The sequence below is a fragment of the Cytobacillus purgationiresistens genome (genome assembly GCF_030813235.1).
In the GTDB taxonomy this organism is placed as follows: Bacteria; Bacillota; Bacilli; order Bacillales; family Cytobacillaceae; genus Cytobacillus; species Cytobacillus purgationiresistens.
This window is the reverse complement of record NZ_JAUSUB010000012.1, coordinates 97089-119012: the sequence shown is the minus strand read 5'-3', so window position 1 is coordinate 119012 and position 21924 is coordinate 97089. Positions and strand designations below refer to the sequence as shown.

Here is a 21924-nt window from a genome sequence, read left to right as displayed (position 1 = left end):
AGCCGAAACACTTACCACAATTTCTATTGTAAAACTGTAAGGACAACATTTCAATATAAATCTAATTTAATAATACTTACTGTGAGAGGGTTAAAGCTTCCTGTTTAAAGGAAAAGGGAAATTAAACGACCGTATGATCTCTTTCGTGATAAAATAAAAAGAAAGTGGAAGTCACATTGTGTAAAACGTTGTGAAGTAAGTGGAAAAGGTCTAAAGCAAATGTTTTAAAATGCTTTTGAAATGCCTTTTGTATGCATATCTCTTCCAAGTATTTTATATGCGATATTAGTGTAGCAGCAACATAAAAAATCAAAGAAAATATATATAGGAACAGGTGGTTAGATGAGTCTATCGTATACTGAAATAGTGATTTTGCATTGTTTGCAAAGGATTGAAGGACAGAGAACGGTCTATTCTGTCTTTCATTTACTCAATGGAAAAAAAACTTCTCAAACGATTCAAGATGCTCATCTTTTTCATCTATCTGCTTTTTTTCATCTATTCCCTTCCCTAACAAGGAAAGAATTTACAGATTATATTAAACGTATGGAAAATGAGCAACTGATTATTCAAAAGGAAGATCTTCATTTTGTTGTACCAAAAAGGGATCATTGGAAAGCAGTTGATGCGAATATCCTGCCTAAATATGTGGATGGTTGGAGATACCATCGATACTCAAGAATGTTGTGGGAACGAATATCCTTACTTGTACAAGTTATTTCTCATTTGAATAAACAGAATCAAAAATATCTACCGATACAAACAAAGAAGGAATTGCATGTATGGCTAAAAAAATATTTAGTGCAATCTAAAATGAGCAGGGAAGATTTAGCACAAGGAATATACAATGAGCTCTACACTTGTTTATCGCATGATGATGATATCAATCCAGTTATCTTTGTAATTAGACTGACTGGATTTAATAAAATTGGCTTAACAGCCAGTCAAGCAGCGGAAAAACTTAAAATGGAAAATGACGTTTATCACATTCATTTTCTTAATATTCTTCATTGCATCTTGCAAAAAGCAGATGAGTCACCAGAAAAGTTTCCTCTTTTAAATCGGCTTATGACTGATGTCGATAAGCTGACCTCATTGCTGACAATCTCCGCAAGCAGGACCTATCGATTAATTCAAAAAGGATTTGCTTTAGATGAGATATCCATTAGCAGAAATTTAAAAAGAGGGACAATTGAAGATCATATTGTTGAGATTGCCTTGAATATTAGTGATTTCAAAATTGACCAATACGTTAGTCAATTGAAGCAGCAATTAATTGTTGAAGCTTCAAAGAAACTAACATCCAAACAATTAAAACATATCCGCCAATCGGTGCCAGAAGCGGATTATTTTGAAATCCGTTTAGTATTAGCAAAGAATGGGATACGGTGATAATGATGGAAAAAATGCTGCGAAAAATATTTGGTCACTCAACATTCAGGCCAGGTCAGAGGGAAACAATTGCCTCGCTCATGTCAGGTGAACACACCATTAGTATGCTGCCAACGGGAACGGGTAAATCACTGTGCTATCAATTACCAGGATATATGCTGAATGGGTCAGTAATTATTGTTTCTCCGCTTTTATCACTCATGCAAGACCAAGTTGAACAGTTGATGATGCTTGGAGAAAAGAAGGTTATTGCCTTTAATTCTTTTTTATCTTATGAGGAAAAAAACAGGGCGTTACATCAGTTGCATGATTATAAATTCATTTTTATTTCGCCGGAGATGTTAAAGGTCGATCTCGTCATTAAGAATCTTAAACGCTTGGATATCGCCTTATTCGTTATCGACGAGGCGCATTGTATTTCTCAGTGGGGTTATGATTTTCGGCCGGATTACTTAAAGCTCGGGGAAGTGAGAGAGAGTTTGGGTAACCCGCTAACGTTAGCTTTAACAGCGACCGCAACCCATAAAGTAAAAATAGATATTATCGAATCGCTTTCAATCAGTCATCCGAATGAGTTTATTTATTCTGTCGATCGTCCCAATATTGCATTAAAAGTTGATCGAGTGGAACATCACAAAGATAAAGTCGACAAGCTCATAGAATATCTACGAGTGGTAAAAGGTCCGGGAATTGTTTATTTTTCCAGTAAGAAAATGGCTGAACAAATGGCCGCGCTTTTAAAGAAAGAAGGATTAGGTGAGGTCATGGCTTATCATGGCGGTATTGATCAAGAAAACCGCAAATTAATTCAACAGCAATTTCTCTACGGTCAGCTTGATATTATTTGTGCGACGAGTGCCTTCGGTATGGGAATCAACAAAAACAATATTCGTTTTGTTGTTCACTTTCATATGCCAATGCAATTAGAATCGTATTTGCAAGAAATAGGACGTGCAGGTAGGGATGGAGAGCGGAGCCTGGCCATACTTCTCTATGCGAACGGAGATGAACAGCTGCCTATTCAGCTTGCCGAAGGGGAACTGCTTCATGAAAATCAGATAGACTGGATGATAAAATGGCTGGAGGCAAATCCTGAAGCTTGGAATAAGCTCAATGATTATGAAACAGAAATGATCACCTTAGCTGGGTTGACAGAAACGAACTGGCGCATTTTAAAGGACTTTCATCAAGTAGCGGTTGATAGTGGAAAAGATATGTATTCTCTTCATGAGTTAAAGGATGTGATGCTGAAGCAAATGGATGTGAAGCGCCACAAAATTAAAATAGTTTATGATTGGATTCATTTTCAGTCCTGCAGAAGAAAAAAAATCTTGCAGTATTTTGACGAAGAGCAGAAAATAAGGGTAGATAATTGTTGTGATCCTTGTGGATTATCGATAGAGGATTTTATGAGGAATCCAACGATGGTCAAAAACCGAAACGAAGAAACGGATTGGCAAAGGCTATTAGCAGAAATATTGATAAATAAGTGAGTGAAGTAAATGAAGGATAAATACTCTGATATTGTAAATGAGCTGTCAGATCGAGAACTATTATTTCATCTTTATGTAACGCAAATCCTTCTATTAGTCATTTCAATAATAGCAGGCTGGTTTTTATTTGATACCTTTGAGGATTTTTCTAAATTATTTATTTGGGATGATCTAAATATATTCCTTATTGGAGGTGTGGCAGGGGTCATCGTCGTATTGCTTGATGTTTTCTTAATGAGAATATTACCGCAAAAATATTATGATGACGGAGGTCTGAATAACAGAATTTTTCGTTCGCCTAGTGTGTTGCATATTGCCTTCATTACATTTATCGTTGCAATAAGTGAAGAAGTGTTATTTCGTGGAGTAATACAAACAAACTATGGACTAGTAGTATCCAGCCTGATATTCGCTCTAGTTCATTACAGATACTTATTTAATTGGTTTTTATTTTTAAATGTTGTTTTACTTAGTTTTTTTATCGGTTTTATCTATTATTTTACAGGGAATTTATTAGTCACCATTTTCATGCATTTTATCATTGATTTTTTGCTAGGTGTATCGATTAAATATCGTACTCAATATAATAGATGAATAGGAAGGGAAGTTTCATGAATAAAGAAGCCCCATATAGAGAGCGTGCAAAAAGCCAGCGAAAGAAAATACATAAAAAACAAGAAGTCACTACAGAAGAGATTGTGGAACAAAGGTCAAGAAGCAGTATTCAAAGAGATAAAAGGAAAAAGAAGCGCACGAAGACAGAGTATCCGGTCATCCGTCTTTTAGCGGTTTTTTTCATCACGCTGCCGATTGTTACTCTTTGTGTTTATTACTTTTTCCTAGACTCCCCGATGGCCGGCGGGTCAGAGAAGGATTCATCTTCTGATTATGAAACGGTTGGTTTTTCCAGTAATAAAGGGTCTTCATCGGAAGCCAGTGCCACAGTAAATGAAGATGAATCTGAAGAAGAAGCAAAGAAGGAAGAGGCTAAGGCAGAAGCAGAGAAAAAGAAGCTAGAGGCTGAGAAGAAAGAGCAAGAAGAGAAAGAAAAACAAGAGAAAAAAGAGCAAGAAAAGCAGGAACAAGAAAGAAAAGAGATAGAAAAGAAAGAGAAACAAGAAGCCGAGAAGAAAGAGCATGAGAAGAAATTGGCTGAAGAAAAGAAAAAAGAAGAAGCTAAGAAAAAAGAAGAAGAAGCTAAGAAAAAGGTTGTTTATCATACGGTGCAAACACAGGAAACAATGTATAGAATTGCAATGAATTACTATCAATCTCCAGATGGGATTGAGAAAATAAAGGCTGCAAACAATCTTCAGTCAAACGAAATTCATGTAGGACAAGTATTGACGATTCCTCAAGACTAACTAATGGACATACTATCCTCATACCAATCATATAATGTGGTCAAGCATATGAAAGTTTGAGGTGGTACTGATGGAGACGGCCATTATGATGCTCGATGAACGAACGGACCAAGCGACCAGGCAAATGTTGCAAAAGGTAGTTGAGAGAAAAAATAAGTTTGATAAATTGAAGGAATGGCATCTATTAGTTATGTGGGCGGTTGTTCTGCTATCTTTCATATATTTCGCCTACCTCTTTTATCAGGTTCTACAGCCATACTCGTATTCCTTCGCGGCGATGTTTTCTGTCTTTGTGAATCAAACATTTAATTTATATTGCCTTATTACGATCATCGGCCTGTTTGGATGGATGAATGTTTTGCGGCAAAAGAGGGAGAAGGCAGAAAAGGAATATCAAGCATTGCGCTGTGAAATCATTGATAAGAGTAAAGATTTGTGGAAGAAGGAAGAAGAATGGAAAAATCGTCATATCGTTTATAATATGATGAAGAAAAACTACGATATCAATCTATTTCATGAGAATAAATGATAAAAAATAGCTATTGAAGAAATTCAATAGCTATTCGAGCCTGTAGACAAACCCGTTTAATCTCGAAAAAAGAGGAGTTGGGATTTTCCGAAGCTTTCTGTTCGCTTTCCGCGGGGCGATGTTAAGCCGCTTCGTCGTTTACGCTACGGCAAGTGTCTCAACTTTCTCGCTTCTCCCGTAGGAGTTGAGCGGACGCTTCTCCAAATCCACGGAAGTATACTTATTTTTACTTTTGTCGACACTCTGAAAATGGCTATTGAAGAAATTCAATAGCTATTCTTTCCTATAAGGTTCTAAGTGGTATTTAATGATGTGTTTCAACTAAACGACCGTCAACATTGAGAGAGGGAGAGTTTATATTCTGATATTGTTTTTAAACAATATATAAATGTTAATGCTTGAGAAATGAAAACTACTCTGCTTCTTTTAAAAGAATTTTTTCTTCTCTTTTTCACCTTTTAATATCTCAACAGCTTCTCTGAATCGTTGAGAGTGAATGATTTCTCTTTCTCTTAAGAATCGCAGGCTATCGTTTAAGTCTGTGTCATCACTCATGTTAATAATCCATTGATAGGTGGCTCTTGCTTTTTCTTCAGCTGCAATATCCTCATATAAATCAGCAATGGGGTCTCCCTTTGCTTGAATATATGTCGCTGTCCAAGGGACACCTCCTGCGTTTTCATAATAAAGAGCATTATCGTGATTCACATAATGAGCATCAAGTCCAGCTGCCTTCATTTGTTCAGGGGTTGCATCCTTTGTTAATTTAAACACCATTGTTGCGATCATCTCTAAATGTGCAAATTCCTCTGTGCCAATATCAGTTAACAACCCAATTACTTTATCAGGGATTGTATATCGTTGATTTAAATAACGTAATGCAGCAGAGAGTTCTCCGTCTGCTCCGCCATATTGCTCAACCAAATATTTAGCTAGCATCGGATTACATGTACTGACTCGTACTGGATATTGAAGTTTTTTTTCATAAACCCACATCGCTTCATTTCCCCTCCTATTTAAAAAACTTATTCAAACTTGCCATGGCCAGGGAGCATCGTCCCAATTCCAAGGGTTTCCTGAGTAACTGTTCCCATATTGCATAAGGGGTCCATATTTACTTTCGATGTCTTTTCTAATTTTTTTTCTTTCCTTTACGTAATAATTGAATTGATTTATGGCATCAGTATCATCGTTATGGGTATCTAAGTATAGAGTGAGTTCAACTAATACAAAATCTACTGCTTGTAGATTTTCTAACAACTCATAGTAGTCCTGAGGTAATTGTTTCAAGCTAACGTCCCTCCTTCGCTTTCTCGTAAGGGCTGTAATAAGGGTCATAGAGAGGTTTCCATAAGGTTCCGGCCCTTAATGCTTCCTTCGGTGAGAATTGGGGCAGATTAGGCGGTTGAAAACCCAGGTAGAGATTAGGTGGTGTGGAGTAAGTCTTAACCTTAATCGGCTTACATGGATCATAGGGACTATAATAAGGATAGTATGATTTTTCGGGTGTAGACATTGTTTCCCTCCTTCATATATAAGTATCATTTCAATTTATGACTGTATGAAATGAATCATGATATTTTTTTGTGGTTAAGAAGGAGATAGCGTGGAATAGAGGAAATAGTAATGAGTAGATTAGAAGCTGCGAAGAGGAGCAAACTAAATGATGATGATGATTGGACTGGTATTAGGGTTAGTTATTTGCGTTGGATTGATTGTATATATGTACAAGGAGGCGTTTGCTGATCGTGTAAAGTATATGGAACTAACTTATAAAGACTTTCCTAAAGGTATCGGTGAGGTGAATATTTTCTTTATTTCAGATATTCATCGCAGAGAGGTAAAGGATCCTATCATTAAGGAAGTCATTGGACATGATATCGATCTAGTCATTATCGGCGGTGATTTGTTGGAAAAAGGAGTGTCCTTCAAAAAAGTAAAGGAAAATATTAAACGATTAAAACAATTGGGCCCAGTATATTTTGTATGGGGAAATAATGACTATGAAGCCGATTATCATGAGCTGGATGCACTGCTGATTGACATGGGCGTGAAGATTTTGGATAACTCAGCTGTCTCCTTTGCTGGAGAAGGGGATGAACGTTTTGTTCTACTCGGAACAGATGATTTGAGCAGGGAAAGGGACCGTCTTGACCTTGCGATCGAGGATGCTGGAGAAGGTGGTTTTAGGATACTGGTCAGTCACGATCCCGGTATTTTAGACAAAGTAAAGAATGAACATAATATTTCACTTGTCTTATGCGGTCACACACATGGTGGGCAAATCAGGATATTTGGTATAGGTCCTTATGAATTAGGCGGTTTTAGTAAAAATATTTGTACCGATGTATTTATAAGCAATGGGTATGGGACAACAGCTTTACCATTAAGGTTAGGTGCTGAGTCAGAAACACATATAATAAACATAAAATCTGCTTAAATACTATATAAAAATTATGATATGGAAAAATTGAGGACGACTCACCATCTCCTAAAACGTTCATACACTAATCGCAAGAGTTGGTTCACGGGCAGGAGGCAGAGGAAATGCATTTGGAGCGTTTGAATTATAATAAAATTAAAATCTTTCTTACTTTGGATGATCTTGTTGATAGAGGTTTGACAAAAGAAGATATATGGAAGGACTCTCTAAAATGGCATCAACTTTTTCATGAAATGCTCGAGGAAGCAAGTGATGAATTTGGAGTGGATATCTACGGAACTGTTGCTGTGGAGGTTTTTTCAATGCAAGCCCAAGGAATGGTTATGATCGTAACGATGGAAGAGCAAATTGAAGGTGACGAAGAGGAAGAGTTGCAGGACGGCTTTGTTGATTTGCAAATCGATATCGGCGAATGTGAAAATATCTTATATGAAATAGATGATTTTGAAAATGTCATTAATCTTGCCAAACGACTTAAAACTGTCCATTTACCTGAAAGCTGCTTGATTTCTAAGGATGGAAGGTTTTATTTATTTGTTCCTTGTTTAGATCGTGAGGATGAACCAAAAGTATTTGCGATACTAGCGGAATACGGGACACTATCATTAAAAAGTATTCATGTTTTATTGGAATATGGAAACCCTATCTTTCGTGAAAATGCAATTTTTGAGCTAAATCAATATTTTAATTAATTGGAGAGGGATATACCCGCTCCTTTTATTTGTATAGCTCCACCGGCCGGCTCCTATAGATCTTAAGCTACTATGGGAAAGGTGTATATACCTTTCCCATGCTTCTTATGCTTGCAGAGCCTGCGTTTGTGTAGGCCGATAGTACATTTCGTTATTAGGAAGGATAAGAATGATATTATACTTAAATAATAAAGTAAGGGTGAAAGTAGTTGTTTGAAAATAAGGAAAATTAATATTAATAAAAGAAATGATAGCGTTTACATAAAAATAAGGGGAAAGAAGCTTTTTCTTCTTGCATAAATCAAGCAAAGGTGTATACTATGTCATGAAAGCGGACAACTAAAGAATGTGATTTTTTCTAGGAGGTTTCAAATAGTGGCCGATAATGGTACTGATCATATTAATCAAGAAGATAAACTTGACGTTTTGAAGTCAACACAAATCGTAATTCACAAAGCGTTAGAAAAACTTGGATATCCTGATGAGGTGTATGAGTTATTAAAAGAGCCTTTGCGTTTACTAACTGTTAAAATACCTGTCAGGATGGATGATGGGACGGTGAAAATCTTTACTGGATACCGGGCCCAGCATAATGATTCAGTCGGTCCTACTAAAGGGGGAATTCGCTTCCACCCGAATGTTACAGAAAAGGAAGTAAAAGCACTTTCTATTTGGATGAGTTTAAAATGTGGTATTGTTGATCTTCCTTATGGTGGAGGAAAAGGCGGAATTGTTTGTGATCCTCGTGACATGTCTTTCCGTGAGCTAGAAAGATTAAGTCGTGGATATGTAAGGGCGATCAGCCAAATCGTTGGTCCTACAAAGGATATCCCGGCACCAGATGTATTTACAAACTCACAAATCATGGCTTGGATGATGGATGAATACAGCAGAATGGATGAATTCAACTCCCCAGGCTTTATCACTGGTAAACCATTAGTACTTGGTGGATCTCATGGTAGAGAATCTGCAACAGCAAAAGGTGTAACCATTTGTATTCATGAAGCAGCTAAGAAAAAAGGGATTGAATTAAAAGGTGCACGTGTTGTGGTCCAAGGCTTCGGTAATGCTGGTAGCTTCCTTGCTAAATTTATGCATGATGCCGGTGCGAAAGTAGTCGGTATTTCAGATGCATACGGTGGATTATATGATCCAAACGGACTCGATATTGATTACTTATTAGACCGTCGCGATAGCTTCGGAACAGTAACAAAATTATTCAATGATACAATTTCAAACAAAGAGTTACTGGAATTAGATTGTGATATTTTAGTTCCAGCAGCAATTGAAAATCAAATTACAGAAGAAAATGCACATAATATTAAAGCTAGCATTGTGGTCGAAGCTGCAAATGGCCCGACTACATTAGAAGCGACTGAAATATTAACTGAACGCGGTATTTTACTCGTTCCAGATGTACTAGCGTCTTCTGGTGGTGTAACTGTATCTTATTTCGAGTGGGTTCAAAACAATCAAGGCTATTATTGGACTGAAGAAGAAGTTGAAGAGAAGCTCGAAAAAATATTGATTAAATCCTTTAATAACATTTATGACACAGCGCAAACTCGCCGTGTCGACATGCGTCTGGCTGCATATATGGTCGGAGTGCGAAAAATGGCTGAAGCATCAAGATTCAGAGGCTGGATTTAATATAAATGACAAGATGCAATTGCTATTATAAGTTTTTGCGTTTGAATATCAGTGAAAAATCTCCTATCATTAGATGATAGGAGATTTTTCAGTTTGGACTAATCAAAGCCATGGGAATCTGGAGCAAAATAGAGTATTCAGCGATATATCAAATAGATACTCAATCATATTCGGATAAGCTATCCTAACCATATTATGAATCCCAGTTGCGGGTAACCTGATGGAAAAGGATTATCGTTGATATAAGTATGATTTTTGGCGATCAATTCGAAAAGTCGTCGATCTATTGAATTTTCCGATGATGTATTTAAAATTTCGGCGATGAAAAATAGCTCATTATTGAATTTTAGTATGCAACAAGTAAGAGCGGAGACTTGGTTTTCTGCTATTTTTTCAATCGAACCTTTTCTTAATCTTTATTTCAAGGAGTGAAAATCAACATGATAGAAAAAGACGTTATTATTATCGGCGGAGGGCCATGTGGCTTAGCTGCTGCCATTGCTATGCAAGAAATTGGCAAGGATTCAATTGTCATCGAAAAAGGGAATGTGGTTAATGCAATTTATCGTTACCCAACTCACCAAACATTTTTTAGTTCAAGTGAAAAGCTTGAAATAGGTGATGTTGCATTTGTTACAGTCGAGCAGAAGCCGAGAAGAAACCAAGCCTTGACCTATTATCGGGAAGTAGTGAAAAGAAAGAATATTGCAGTGAATGCATATGAAAAGGTTCTTTCTGTAAAGAAAGCAAAAGATGAAAAATTCATTATTTCTACAGACAAGGCCACATACCAATCTACATATGTCATCGTGGCGACGGGTTATTATGATCAGCCGAATTATATGAATATTCCTGGTGAAGACTTGCCGAACGTTTTCCATTATTTTAAAGAGGCTCACCCTTTCTTTGACAAAGATGTTGTCGTTATCGGAGGTAAAAATTCAAGTGTCGATGCGGCAATTGAATTGGAAAAAGCAGGTGCCCGTGTAACGGTAATCTATCGGGGTGCTGCGTATTCACCAAGTGTAAAACCTTGGATCTTGCCCCAATTTGAATCATTAGTACGTCATCAAGCGATCAAAATGGAATTTGAAGCTCAAGTAAAGGAAATTACTGAACGCTCAGTCATTTATGAGAAGGGCGGAGAGCGGTTTGAAGTAAAGAATGATTTTGTGTTTGCTATGACAGGTTATCATCCAGATCATGCGTTCTTACAGTCAATGGGTATTCAGAAAGATGAAGGTACTGGAAAACCTAAGCATAATCTTGAAACAATGGAATCCAATGTCGAAGGGATGTATATCGCGGGTGTCATTGCTGCAGGGAATAATGCTAATGAAATTTTTATAGAAAATGGCCGTTTCCACGGTGGACAGATTGCTGCTGCCATTATTCAAAAGGAAAAGGAAGAAACCATTTAATCTTTCAAAAATTACGCCCTTCACTTTGATCAAAGAAGGGCGTAATTTTTTTATCTTTTTCAAACTTGCTTTTAAACCTGAAACATCGCTTCTATTTCATCCCAGTTTTTATTACTCGCCAAGCCGATTAATAATTTGATCCGTGCTTTTTGTCCATTCAGGCCATTGGAGAAAAATAACCCCATTTCTTTTAATTGCTTCCCACCGCCGTCATATCCGTATATATCTTGCGCGATCCCGTTAAAGCATCTTGAGACAAGTACGATTGGAATTCCCTTCTTAAGTAAATCCTTAATTCCTGCGATCATTGCAGGCGGAAGATTTCCTTGACCAAGAGCTTCAATCACGACTCCATCGCAATTTAAAGCGGCAATCGCTTGCAATAGAGATGAATCCATACCTGCATGTGCCTTCAACAGCATGACTTGTTTATCAGGCTCCCTGATGGAATGATGTTGTCGGATGACTGGCAAGTGGTGAAATTGCACACCTCTTTTTGTAACGATTCCGATTGGTCCGTATTGAGGGCTCTGAAAAGTTGATACATTACTTGTATGCGTTTTTGTTACATTTTCTGCAGTGTGTATTTCGTCGTTAAGAACTACTAAGACACCCAAGCTATGTGCTTCATCACATGAGGCAACCCGGATAGAGGAAATCAGATTATACAAACCATCGGATCCGATTTCGTTGCTGGACCTCATTGCGCCTGTTACGACAATGGGCAAAGTATGTTTAATCGTTAGATCGAGGAAATAGGCTGTTTCTTCAAGCGTATCTGTACCATGTGTAATAACCACGCCAGAAATGTTTCCTTTCATCACATAATTGTCGATCAGCTCCTTTAAAATGTACATTTCCTTAGGTGTGATATGTGGAGATGGCAAATGGAATGGCTCTTCGACTATGATATTGGCTAACGTATATAATTCCTTCGTTTGCTTATTTAATGGGTTGTTTTCACTCGGCCTTACTGCTCCTGTCTCAGTATCCTCGCTCATGGATATCGTTCCGCCTGTATGTATAAGCAGTATCTTTTTCTTGTTCATGTTATTTTCCTCCTATTGTTATGTATCCCATTAGTTAAGAATTGACGCACTTCTGTTTTACCACAACTTACTTTTCTAAAATCCATTTTCTTTCTTAGTGTATCATGATACGATTATGGAAAAGGATTGAAAAGAGGACAGCTCATGCTGGGAATTTTGTCTGCGGGAATTGCGCCTGGATTAGCGCTATTAAGTTATTTTTATTTGAAGGATCAATATGAGTCTGAGCCCTTTTCGATGGTATTTAAAACATTCATATTCGGGGCTCTTCTTGTGTTTCCCATTATGTTTGTCCAATATGTTTTTGATGCTGAAAATATCCTTCAGTCAAACTTAATCTCCGCATATTTGTCATCTAGCTTACTAGAAGAATTTTTCAAATGGTTTATCCTTCTTAGTGTGATTTATCCCCATGTGACCTTTGATGAACCTTATGATGGTATCGTATATGGTGCTTCGGTTTCATTGGGTTTTGCTACTGTTGAGAATATCTTTTATTTATTTACCCTGGGCATTGAGCATGCGATCGGAAGAGCGCTGTTGCCTGTTTCTAGTCATGCTTTGTTTGGTGTCATCATGGGTTATTATATTGGAAAAGGTAAATTTTCTGCAACATCAAATAAAAAGTGGATTATTATTTCTCTGTTTGCACCTTTTTTCCTTCATGGAACATATGATTATATTTTAATCACGATGGAAAACTGGCTTTACTTTATGGTTCCTTTTATGATCTTTTTATGGTGGCTTGGTTTGAAAAAAGCGAAGCAGGCCAGAGTGTTAAGTGCCCACTATAACGGAAAAATCACATCAATAAATGAGACATTTCATCAATAAAAACTAGTCGCTCTTTGTATGGGGTGCTAGTTTTTTTGCATTATAAGCAACCTATATTTAATTATGCGCTGCTCCCGATCGTGGAGGTTTTTATTTTGGTAAATATAACCGTTTAATGAAATGAAGCATTTTTGAATAAAAAACCATTCGCTACAAAAAATAGATGTAATGTTAAATAGATATACTTTTGGAGGTTACTATCCATGAAAAAGGCATTTATGGTTATGAAGGTATTAATCATACTTTTCATCATCGCACTCCTCGCGCCAGTCAGCGGAATAAACAATCAAGCAAGCGCTTTTTCACAGCAGGTGATTCAGCATGGAGCTGTCGGGGATGATGTCATTGAGCTTCAGTCTCGATTGCAGTATCTCGGTTTTTACAACGGGAAAATTGATGGCGTTTTTGGCTGGGGAACCTATTGGGCTTTGCGGAATTTCCAGTATGAATTTGGTCTGGAAATTGACGGTTTAGCCGGTCAGACGACGAAGAATATCCTAATGAAATCGTCTGATTACAATGAGAGCTTTGTAAAAGAGCAAATCAATAAAGGCAATAAATTTACCCATTACGGTGGAACAGATTTAGAGAAGCAAAAGGGCCCTTCAGGAGGTCAAGGCGGTGCAACTGGAGGCCAAAGCAAGCCTAACCCTCAAGGGGGGAATCAAGGTGCTGCACCTAAAGGAGAGGGGCAGCAAAATAATCCATCTGCAGCAAATATGCCTAGTGGATTCTCTGAAAATGATATTCAAATTATGGCTAATGCGGTATATGGAGAAGCTCGAGGCGAACCTTATATCGGTCAAGTAGCCGTTGCAGCGGTGATCTTAAATCGTGTAGGTAGCGCATCTTTTCCAGACACTGTTTCGGGTGTCATTTTTGAACCGAGAGCATTTACTGCTGTTGCTGATGGTCAAATCTGGCTTACACCAAATGAAACCGCTAGGCAAGCTGTATTAGATGCAATTAATGGCACTGATCCAAGCGGAAGTGCACTGTATTACTTTAATCCAAATACAGCAACTAGTCCGTGGATTTGGACACGCCCACAAATTAAAAAAATCGGACAGCATATATTCTGTAAATAAGGGGTGAAGATCAATGCTAAAAGGGATTTTAATTGGTGTTCTTTCATTAGGTGTTGCGGGTACAGCCTTTTGGGGATACCAAGAGCATCGGGAAAAAAATGCGATACTTATTAATGCGGAAAATAATTACCAGCGCGCCTTTCACGAGCTAACTTATCAAGTAGATGTTTTGCATGACAAGATTGGTTCTACTTTAGCAATGAATTCAAGAAGTTCATTATCCCCAGCCTTAGCTGATGTGTGGAGAGTGACATCAGAAGCTCATTCTGATGTTGGCCAGCTGCCGTTAGGCCTTCTTCCATTTAATAAAACAGAAGAATTTCTTGCGCAAATCGGGGAGTTTAGCTACCGTGCGGCAGTAAGGGATTTGGATAAAGATCCATTATCTGACGAAGAATATCAAACGCTGCAGAATTTGTATGGGCAAGCTGCAGATATTCAAGATGATTTACGAAAAGTTCAGCATATGGTGTTGAAAAATGATTTGCGCTGGATGGACGTAGAAACCGCGTTGGCATCTGGAAATGAAACGGGTGATAATACCATCATTGATGGTTTTAAAACAGTAGAAAAAACTGTTGAAGGCTACGATGAAACTGATTTGGGCCCTGCTTTTGTCAATATGCAGAAAAAGGATGAAAACTTTAAATACTTAGAAGGCAAAGAGATTACAAAGAAAGAAGCCGTAAAAGAAGCGAAGAAATATTCAGGACTTAAAAAAGATGCAAAAGTGCGAGTAGAGGAAAATGGAGATGGTTCCAACTACGGTTTTTATAGTGTTTCTTTAGAGGATCCCGATACGAAACTTGAAGCGAATATGGATATCACTAAAAAAGGTGGTTACCCAATTTGGTATATTATGGCACGGGAAGTAAAAGAGCAAAATATTAGCTTGAATGATGCAAGCAACAAAGCGGTTGAATTTTTGAAAGAAAATGGCTTTAAAGACTTGGATTTATTCGAGAGTGCGCAATACGATAATGTAGGTGTATTTACATTCGTTTCGAAGCAGGATGATATGAGAATATACCCGGATTCTATTAAAATGAAAATAGCTTTGGATGATGGAAAAGTGTTAGGTTTTACGGCTGAGGATTATTTGAAGTCACATCATCAGAGAGAAATTCCAGAACCATCCATCACTAAGGAAGAGGCAAGTGCAAAAATCAATCCGCAAGTAAAAGTGATGGAAGATCGCCTAGCTGTCATTTTGAATGATTTGGACCAAGAAGTGTTGTGCTATGAATTCATGGGAACACTTGGTGATGATACGTATCGCATCTTTATAAATAGTGAAAACGGCTATGAGGAAAAAGTAGAGAAATTACAAAATGCAGAACCTATTTTTGATGATGTAGTTTAAGGTGGGTTTAAAGTAAAAAGGAAACCGGAGTATATCTCTGGCTTCCTTTTTATTTTAGTGAGCTTGTCTGCTTTTAACGTGAAACCGAAATGGAGTTAAGAAAACAATCGAGATATAATAAGTAAAATGATCTATAAAATAAAATATACAGTGAACAAAGACTTGTTTATTGAATAAAAAGTATTGAGAATATTTAGTTATATATGTCATAATGAAATTAGTCAATAATCCTTTGTGGCAATTGGAGTGATTTGTCTGATTAATTGTGGCGATATGATAGTAATGGAGCCTTATTCGACTGATAAAAAAGAAAAATATCAATGTGAAGTAGTTGGAAAGGGCAATGGTTTACTTTATATTACTTATCCGATAAATATTGAGACCCAAAAAACGACTTTTCTTTTAGAGGGTATGCAGTCGAAATGTTCAATCGTAACGGAGAGAGGCGAAGTGTTTCTTTTTGACTGTGAAGTGAACGGAAGACTAAAAAAGAAAATACCTCTCATAATTCTTTCTTATCCTGGAGAAGATGCAATTATAAAGATTCAAAAAAGGGAATATGTTCGTGTGGATGTGGCTGTAGATGTAGCTGTTCACCCGGAATCTGGAGGGTTTAATCCTTTTATTACAGTGACAGAAGATATAAGTGCTGGAGGTGCAGCGATTTTAGTCAAAAATCCAGTGCCATTCTTTAATGGTATGAAGATTAATACCTGGTTCGTATTGTCAATGAAAAATGGCGAAACCCACTATGTTCAATGTATGAGTGAAGTAATGAGATGTAATGAATTGAACGAGTTAAATTCATTAATTTCATTAAAGTTTTGCAAACTTCATGACGATGTGCGCCGATTGCTGATTCGCTTTTGTTTTGATAGGCAGCTGGCCTTGATGAAAAAACGTCAGGATCATTTAGTATAGAGAATAAAATAACGCGGACCGCCCCATAATGTAATATGAAGAATGAATGGGTGGTAAAGAATGAAAACCGTGGAGAGAATATTATTGAAAATCGTTATTATACAGCTTGCCTTTCTGTTTATTTCACAAATGTTTTTTCATCAGATGGATGCTTTTCCAGAGCTGAAGCAGCTTAAGCAGTATGAAGGAGTTACGGATCAAAATTTCTTTGAGTTTCTAGAAACGTTTAATCGGAAATGAAGAAATAGACTTAGGTCTATTTTAGGCTGTAGGTAAACTCATTTTAATTTTATAAAAAAGTTGGTGTGGGATTTTTTGATGTTTACCGTCTGCTTTCCGTGGTGCGAGCGCCAGGCTCGCCGCTACGCACCTGCAGGGTCTCAACTTTTTCGCTTCTCCCGCAGGAGTTGAACGGACACTTCTAGAAATCCATTGAAGTTTGCCGATTTTAAATTTTGTCGACAATCTGGAAATAGACTTAGGTCTATTTTTTTTGTATTAAAAAAAGAATAGATAGTGTATTGCAACTAGAAATGACTTTGACTATCAGTCCCCTTAAACTGCATTTCCGCAGACTTCCATGATTAGAAATGTTTTTTTGTGCAAGATAAGGAGGTAGAATAGATTACTTTCACTTGATCGTTTGATTGTATGGTAAAATAATTACGGTAAAAATAATAATTATTTGTAGTGCATTACAGGAGGGTTTATGAAGAATATTTCGATTGCAATAGATGGTCCTGCAGCTGCAGGGAAAAGTACAGTAGCGAAGATCATAGCTGAGAAGCTTTCTTATATCTATATTGACACAGGAGCAATGTACCGAGCGCTTACATACAAAGCAAAGCTTCAACAAATAGATCCAGAAAATGAACTGGATTTAATCGGTTTGTTGAAAAACACGACAATTGAGCTATTACCAGGTGACGAAGGTCAATTAATTTACTTGGATGGGCAAAATGTAACAACAGAAATTCGTACATCAGAAGTAACCAATTCCGTATCGACCGTTTCTAAGCATAAATTAGTAAGAGAAGAAATGGTGGAACGACAACAGCGCTTTGGCAAAAAGGGCGGCGTCGTTATGGATGGACGAGATATTGGTACACATGTGCTCCCTGAAGCAGAAGTAAAAGTATTCTTATTGGCTTCTGTTGAAGAAAGAGCAGCGCGCAGACATGCTGAAAATATTAAAAAAGGCTTCCCATCCGAACTTGAACAATTAATGGCGGAAATTGCGAATCGTGATAAATTGGACTCGGAAAGAGAAGTAGCACCATTAAAAAAGGCAGCTGACGCAATGGAAATTGATACAACTTCCTTATCAATTGATCAAGTGGTTGAAAAAATCATGGAAATAGCCATTGAAAGGATCGGATAAAGTTGACGGTATATAATTTTACAAAAACACTCGTTTACGGTCTTTTAAAACCGGTTTATCGTATGGAAGTGGTTGGAGTGGAGAATTTCCCTAAAGAGGGTGGCGTATTACTGTGCACCAATCATATTGAAAATATGGATCCTCCTATAGTTGGAATTACGGCACCAAGACCTGTTCATTTTATGGCGAAGGAAGAATTATTTAACGTCCCGGCTCTTGGTAAGCTTTTACCATCTTTAAATGCATTTCCTGTAAAGAGAGGAATGAGTGATAGAGAAGCACTGCGAAAAGGACTTAAGGTAATCAAGGACGGAAATGTATTAGGGCTTTTTCCTGAAGGGACAAGAAGTAAAACAGGAGAGATAGGAAAAGGATTGGCAGGAGCTGGCTTCTTCGCATTAAGATCAGAGGCATATGTTGTACCTTGTGCAATCATTGGTCCTTATAAAGCTTTTAAGAAGCTGAAAATCGTATATGGAGCACCGATTGATATAGCTTCATTGAGAGAAAGAAGAGCTTCAGCAGAAGAGACAACTGATTTAATTATGGGGGAAATAAGCAAATTAATTCAAGCAAATCGCTAATGCTTCTTACTTGACAAAAGAAGGCATTTGTAAGAAGTTTATAAAAAGGCATTTTATATTTCAAGATTAAAAATGGTCAGTAAAATCTTCAAGGTTTATATAAACTTGAAGTATACTCTATGTTCCATTATTCGATGAAAGACAGCTTATCAAACTTTCTAAAGCAGTAACTTTTGAATGGGAAATTCATGATGTGATAGGTTTGCATGTTACGCGTATTTTTATTAGAAAATAGGGAGCAGCCATTGGAATAAGGAGGAATACATATGTCAGAAGAAATGAATGAAATCGAAGTTAGAAACTATGAAGTTGGCAATAAAGTCAATGCTCAAGTAACAAAGGTTGAAGAAAAGCAAGTTATTGTAAATATTAGCGATAGTAAACTAGATGGAATTATTCCGATTAGCGAGTTATCAAGCCTTCATATTGAAAAAGCTAGCGACGCTGTTGCTGAAGGTGATGAATTGGAACTTGAAGTATTAAAAGTGGAAGAGGAAGCCCTGATCCTTTCTAAACGCAAGGTAGACGCTTCTAAATCTTGGGAAGATTTAGAAGCGAAATTTAATAGTGGTGAAATATTTGATGCAGAGATTAAAGATGTAGTTAAGGGTGGCCTAGTAGTAGACTTAGGCGTTCGCGGCTTTGTACCAGCATCGTTAGTTGAAGCGCACTTTGTAGAGGACTTCTCTGACTATAAAGGCAAAACAATTTCGTTTAAAATTGTTGAACTGGATAAAGAGAAAAACCGTCTGATCCTTTCTCACCGTGCAGTTGTCGAAGCGGAACAAGGGAAACAAAAAAAACAGGTTCTCACATCGTTGGAAGCGGGTCAAGTTCTTGATGGAACAGTTCAGAGGATTACCGATTTTGGCGCATTTGTTGATATTGGCGGTATTGACGGCCTTGTTCATATTTCACAGTTATCCTATCAACATGTAGAAAAGCCGTCTGATGTCGTATCTGAAGGTCAAGAAGTGAAGGTAAAAGTATTAAGTGTTGACCTTGATAATGAGAGAATCTCTTTATCTATCAAAGATACCCTGCCTGGACCATGGGATCAAATTAGTGAAAAAGCGCCAAAAGGAAGCGTCCTTGACGGTACAGTTAAGAGACTAGTTTCATATGGAGCATTTATCGAAGTATTCCCTGGAGTAGAAGGATTAGTCCATATATCTCAAATTGCTCACAAGCACATTGGAACACCTCATGAGGTCTTAAAAGAAGGTCAAAAGATTCAAGTGAAGGTTCTGGATGTAAACGAAACAGATCAGCGCTTATCTTTAAGCATTAAAGAACTTCTTGATAAAGAAGAAGAAGTGACTGATTATGTACTGCCTGAAGAATCAAAAGGGTTTCAGCTTGGTGAAATGATTGGCGAACAACTAAAGAAATTAAATAAATAATGGTGGTAATCTAGTGTCAAGATCTAAACGGAAATGGGATCATATACAATATGCTTTAGCAACAGGTCAGCGGATGCAGAATGGATTCGATTGTATTTCTTTTGTCCACCAAAGTTTACCTAATACAGCTGTAGCAGAGATAGATTTACACACAAAAATTGGCGAGCTTACATGTAGTTCGCCAATTTTTATCAATGCAATGACTGGTGGCGGTGGACAGAAAACCATTGATATTAATCGGAATCTTGCCCGAGCCGCTAAAGAAACTGGCATCCCGGTAGCGGTAGGTTCGCAAATGGCTGCACTTAAAGATTCAGCTGAGAGGGCGACATACCAAGTTGTCCGCAAAGAGAATCCAAAAGGACTGATATTTGCAAATTTAGGTAGTGAAGCGACTCTTGAACAAGCCAGAGCTGCAGTTGATATGGTTGAAGCAAATGCATTGCAGATTCACTTAAATGTTGTGCAAGAACTGACTATGCCTGAAGGGGATAGGGACTTTCGTGCGGCTCTACAGCGAATTGAAAAGATTACACAGTCTTTGGAAGTACCTATAATTGTGAAGGAAGTTGGCTTTGGCATGAGTAATGAAGCTGTGTCAGCTCTTCGTTCAGCAGGCGTATCCATTATTGATGTAGGCGGATTTGGGGGAACGAATTTTTCTCGGATTGAAAATGAAAGACGGGAGCGATTGCTTTCATTTTTTGATGAGTGGGGTATTCCCACTGCAACTTCTATTATAGAGGCGAGGACTAACAATGAGAGTCTTTCTATATTGGCGTCTGGAGGAATCCGATCCAGCTTGGAAATAGCCAAAGCTATTGCGCTAGGGGCTGACTCTGTTGGCATGGCGGGATACTTTTTAAAGGTTTTAATTGAAGAAGGCTATGAAGCTCTTTTAGAAGAAATTCACTACATCCATGATGAATTAATCTTTATAATGACTGCCTTAGGTGCACAAAATATCAGCCAGTTGAAGAAAGCACCACTGATTATTTCTGGTGAAGTACATCACTGGCTTAATGAGAGAAATATCAATACCTCTGAATTTAGTAGGAGAAAAATAAAGTAAGTGGGCTGTCTAAACGTCTAATTTTGACCACTCGATGCCCAAAGATGAGAACCAAGAATGTTGATAAATAACATTCTTGGTTTTTTTATTGTTTTTTCCACCGAATTTCGCTTCGCCCACGCCCTTTGGAACTGAACTGGTGACTGCGGAACTATGCATGGGCTGGACAACCAATTGCCTGAAAAGGCCGAGATTGAGATGAAGGATAAATAGTAAGGATGACAAGATGATGAACTAGTGCCCGGCCAGTCCTCAAAATAGCCAAAATGGTAACTAGATGATCAAACTAGTGCCCGCCTGGTTCTCGAAATCGCTAAAAGGGTAACTAGATGGTCAAACTAGTGCCCGCCTGGTTCTCGAAATCGCTAAAAGGGTAACTAGATGATCAAACTAGTGCCCGGCCAGTCCTCAAAATCGCCAAAAGGGTAACTAGATGATCAAACTAGTGCCCGCCTGGTTCTCGAAATCGCCAAAAGGGTAACTAGATTATCAAACTAGTGCCCGCCTGGTTCTCGAAATCGCCAAAAGGGTAACTAGATGGTCAAACTAGTGCCCGGCCAGTCCTCAAAAAAGCCAAAAGGGTAACTAGATGATCAAACTAGTGCCCGGCAGGTTCTCGAAAAAAGCCAAAAGGGTAACTAGATGGTCAAACTAGTGCCCGGCCAGTCCTCAAAATCGCCAGAAGGGTAACTAGATGATCAAACTAGTGCCCGGCCAGTTCTCGAAAAAGCCAAAAGGGTAACTAGATGATCAAACTAGTGCCCGGTCGGTTCTCGAAAAAGCCAAAAGGGTAACTAGATGGTCAAACTAACACCTGACCAGATTCAATGCAGGATACTATCAGGGGGAAAATAAAACAGTTTGAGATAATGTGATCATCTCAAACTGTTTTAAGACAGACTCTGTTCAGCTGAAGCGCCAAGATCGAGGTCTGAAGCACATATTGCATCTTCTCTCCCCCTCTTAAGCACGTCGTCGGGGCAGAGCAAGTCGTTTCCGCATTTCTTTTTACTTATTATCGTTTAATGCTCTTGCTTCTTCGGGGCTTTGGAGGCTGGTCGCTCCTTTGTTGTGAAGCGCTTGGTCGCGATCTGATTCTACTCTATGACTCTTTTTTAGCTTTTTTTCTTGGCGATCCTTTCCCATAATTAACACCTCCCTCTTATTAACATGATGAGAGGGACTATTTTTATGCAAAAAAGATTAAAGTACATATTTGCGAGCCATAATGGGGAAAGTAGGAGG

At 37.9% G+C, this 21924-nt stretch carries 23 protein-coding genes; 18 read left to right on the top strand and 5 right to left on the bottom strand.

The annotated features are described in order from the left end of the window. Positions 1-342 precede the first annotated feature (342 nt). The 5 genes from J2S17_RS14620 (at position 343) to J2S17_RS14600 (ending at position 4778) form a co-directional block, all read left to right on the top strand. Entirely contained in the window at positions 343-1392 is a 1050-nt protein-coding gene (locus J2S17_RS14620; protein ID WP_307476072.1) for a YpbB family protein, read from the top strand. Beyond that, entirely contained in the window at positions 1392-2885 is a 1494-nt protein-coding gene (locus tag J2S17_RS14615; RefSeq protein ID WP_370875031.1) for a RecQ family ATP-dependent DNA helicase, read from the top strand. The genes J2S17_RS14620 and J2S17_RS14615 overlap by 1 nt, the downstream gene beginning before the upstream one ends. A gap of 9 nt (positions 2886-2894) precedes the next feature. Further along, the gene (locus J2S17_RS14610; RefSeq protein ID WP_307476069.1) at positions 2895-3479 is read left to right on the top strand and encodes a CPBP family intramembrane glutamic endopeptidase; all 585 of its coding nucleotides are present in this window, start codon (positions 2895-2897) and stop codon (positions 3477-3479) included. A 17-nt stretch (positions 3480-3496) separates the two neighbouring features. Continuing rightward, positions 3497-4249, top strand: a complete 753-nt coding sequence (locus J2S17_RS14605) for a LysM peptidoglycan-binding domain-containing protein (RefSeq protein WP_307476067.1) — start codon at positions 3497-3499, stop codon at positions 4247-4249. Between the two features lie 70 nt (positions 4250-4319). Then, a complete protein-coding gene (locus tag J2S17_RS14600) occupies positions 4320-4778 on the top strand; it encodes a YpbF family protein (protein ID WP_307476065.1) in 459 nt (152 codons plus the stop codon). Between the two features lie 426 nt (positions 4779-5204). Here the strand turns inward: J2S17_RS14600 and J2S17_RS14595 are convergent, their stop codons facing one another. The 3 genes from J2S17_RS14595 to J2S17_RS14585 are packed head-to-tail and all read right to left on the bottom strand — an operon-like array spanning position 5205 to position 6294. After that, a complete protein-coding gene (locus J2S17_RS14595; RefSeq protein ID WP_307476063.1) occupies positions 5205-5774 on the bottom strand; it encodes a manganese catalase family protein in 570 nt (189 codons plus the stop codon). Between the two features lie 33 nt (positions 5775-5807). Further along, positions 5808-6068 carry a spore coat protein CotJB gene (locus J2S17_RS14590; protein ID WP_307476061.1) on the bottom strand — a complete coding sequence of 87 codons (261 nt, stop codon included), beginning with the start codon at positions 6066-6068 and terminating at the stop codon, positions 5808-5810. Position 6069: 1 nt separating this feature from the next. After that, positions 6070-6294: a spore coat associated protein CotJA gene (locus tag J2S17_RS14585; protein ID WP_307476060.1), complete on the bottom strand. Its 225-nt coding sequence runs from the start codon at positions 6292-6294 to the stop codon at positions 6070-6072. Positions 6295-6441: 147 nt separating this feature from the next. Here J2S17_RS14585 and J2S17_RS14580 point away from each other — a divergent pair, with 147 nt between their 5' ends. From J2S17_RS14580 to J2S17_RS14565, 4 genes are all read left to right on the top strand, one after another. Continuing rightward, positions 6442-7218 (top strand): metallophosphoesterase, encoded by a 777-nt coding sequence (locus J2S17_RS14580; protein WP_370875028.1) that lies wholly within the window; start codon positions 6442-6444, stop codon positions 7216-7218. A gap of 107 nt (positions 7219-7325) precedes the next feature. Further along, positions 7326-7913, top strand: a complete 588-nt coding sequence (locus tag J2S17_RS14575) for a genetic competence negative regulator (RefSeq protein ID WP_307476058.1) — start codon at positions 7326-7328, stop codon at positions 7911-7913. A 372-nt stretch (positions 7914-8285) separates the two neighbouring features. Then, complete coding sequence (locus tag J2S17_RS14570; RefSeq protein ID WP_307476104.1) at positions 8286-9563, top strand: Glu/Leu/Phe/Val family dehydrogenase; 1278 nt, start codon at positions 8286-8288, stop codon at positions 9561-9563. Positions 9564-10003: 440 nt separating this feature from the next. After that, on the top strand, positions 10004-10984 hold the full coding sequence (locus J2S17_RS14565; RefSeq protein WP_307476056.1) for a YpdA family putative bacillithiol disulfide reductase: 981 nt from the start codon (positions 10004-10006) through the stop codon (positions 10982-10984). 71 nt (positions 10985-11055) lie between these two features. Here the strand turns inward: J2S17_RS14565 and J2S17_RS14560 are convergent, their stop codons facing one another. Then, complete coding sequence (locus tag J2S17_RS14560) at positions 11056-12033, bottom strand: asparaginase (RefSeq protein WP_307476054.1); 978 nt, start codon at positions 12031-12033, stop codon at positions 11056-11058. 144 nt (positions 12034-12177) lie between these two features. Between J2S17_RS14560 and prsW the strand changes: the two genes are divergently transcribed. The 9 genes from prsW (at position 12178) to fni (ending at position 20679) form a co-directional block, all read left to right on the top strand. After that, positions 12178-12867: a glutamic-type intramembrane protease PrsW gene (prsW, locus tag J2S17_RS14555; RefSeq protein WP_307476052.1), complete on the top strand. Its 690-nt coding sequence runs from the start codon at positions 12178-12180 to the stop codon at positions 12865-12867. A 203-nt stretch (positions 12868-13070) separates the two neighbouring features. Next, positions 13071-13955 carry a spore cortex-lytic enzyme gene (gene sleB / locus J2S17_RS14550; RefSeq protein WP_307476051.1) on the top strand — a complete coding sequence of 295 codons (885 nt, stop codon included), beginning with the start codon at positions 13071-13073 and terminating at the stop codon, positions 13953-13955. A gap of 13 nt (positions 13956-13968) precedes the next feature. Continuing rightward, positions 13969-15318 (top strand): germination protein YpeB, encoded by a 1350-nt coding sequence (gene ypeB, locus J2S17_RS14545; protein ID WP_307476049.1) that lies wholly within the window; start codon positions 13969-13971, stop codon positions 15316-15318. Between the two features lie 234 nt (positions 15319-15552). Then, complete coding sequence (locus J2S17_RS14540; RefSeq protein ID WP_307476047.1) at positions 15553-16239, top strand: flagellar brake protein; 687 nt, start codon at positions 15553-15555, stop codon at positions 16237-16239. Between the two features lie 60 nt (positions 16240-16299). Beyond that, positions 16300-16479: a YpfB family protein gene (locus J2S17_RS14535; RefSeq protein WP_307476045.1), complete on the top strand. Its 180-nt coding sequence runs from the start codon at positions 16300-16302 to the stop codon at positions 16477-16479. A 469-nt stretch (positions 16480-16948) separates the two neighbouring features. Further along, positions 16949-17620, top strand: coding sequence for a (d)CMP kinase (gene cmk, locus J2S17_RS14530; RefSeq protein ID WP_307476043.1), 672 nt, complete (start codon positions 16949-16951; stop codon positions 17618-17620). 2 nt (positions 17621-17622) lie between these two features. Next, complete coding sequence (locus tag J2S17_RS14525) at positions 17623-18204, top strand: lysophospholipid acyltransferase family protein (protein WP_307476041.1); 582 nt, start codon at positions 17623-17625, stop codon at positions 18202-18204. Between the two features lie 266 nt (positions 18205-18470). Then, positions 18471-19607 (top strand): 30S ribosomal protein S1, encoded by a 1137-nt coding sequence (rpsA, locus tag J2S17_RS14520; protein ID WP_307476039.1) that lies wholly within the window; start codon positions 18471-18473, stop codon positions 19605-19607. Between the two features lie 13 nt (positions 19608-19620). Continuing rightward, complete coding sequence (gene fni / locus J2S17_RS14515; RefSeq protein ID WP_307476037.1) at positions 19621-20679, top strand: type 2 isopentenyl-diphosphate Delta-isomerase; 1059 nt, start codon at positions 19621-19623, stop codon at positions 20677-20679. Between the two features lie 1008 nt (positions 20680-21687). On the opposite strand, the gene J2S17_RS14510 is transcribed toward fni, so the two are convergent. Further along, the gene (locus J2S17_RS14510; protein WP_307476036.1) at positions 21688-21825 is read right to left on the bottom strand and encodes a YpzI family protein; all 138 of its coding nucleotides are present in this window, start codon (positions 21823-21825) and stop codon (positions 21688-21690) included. Positions 21826-21924: the final 99 nt, after the last annotated feature.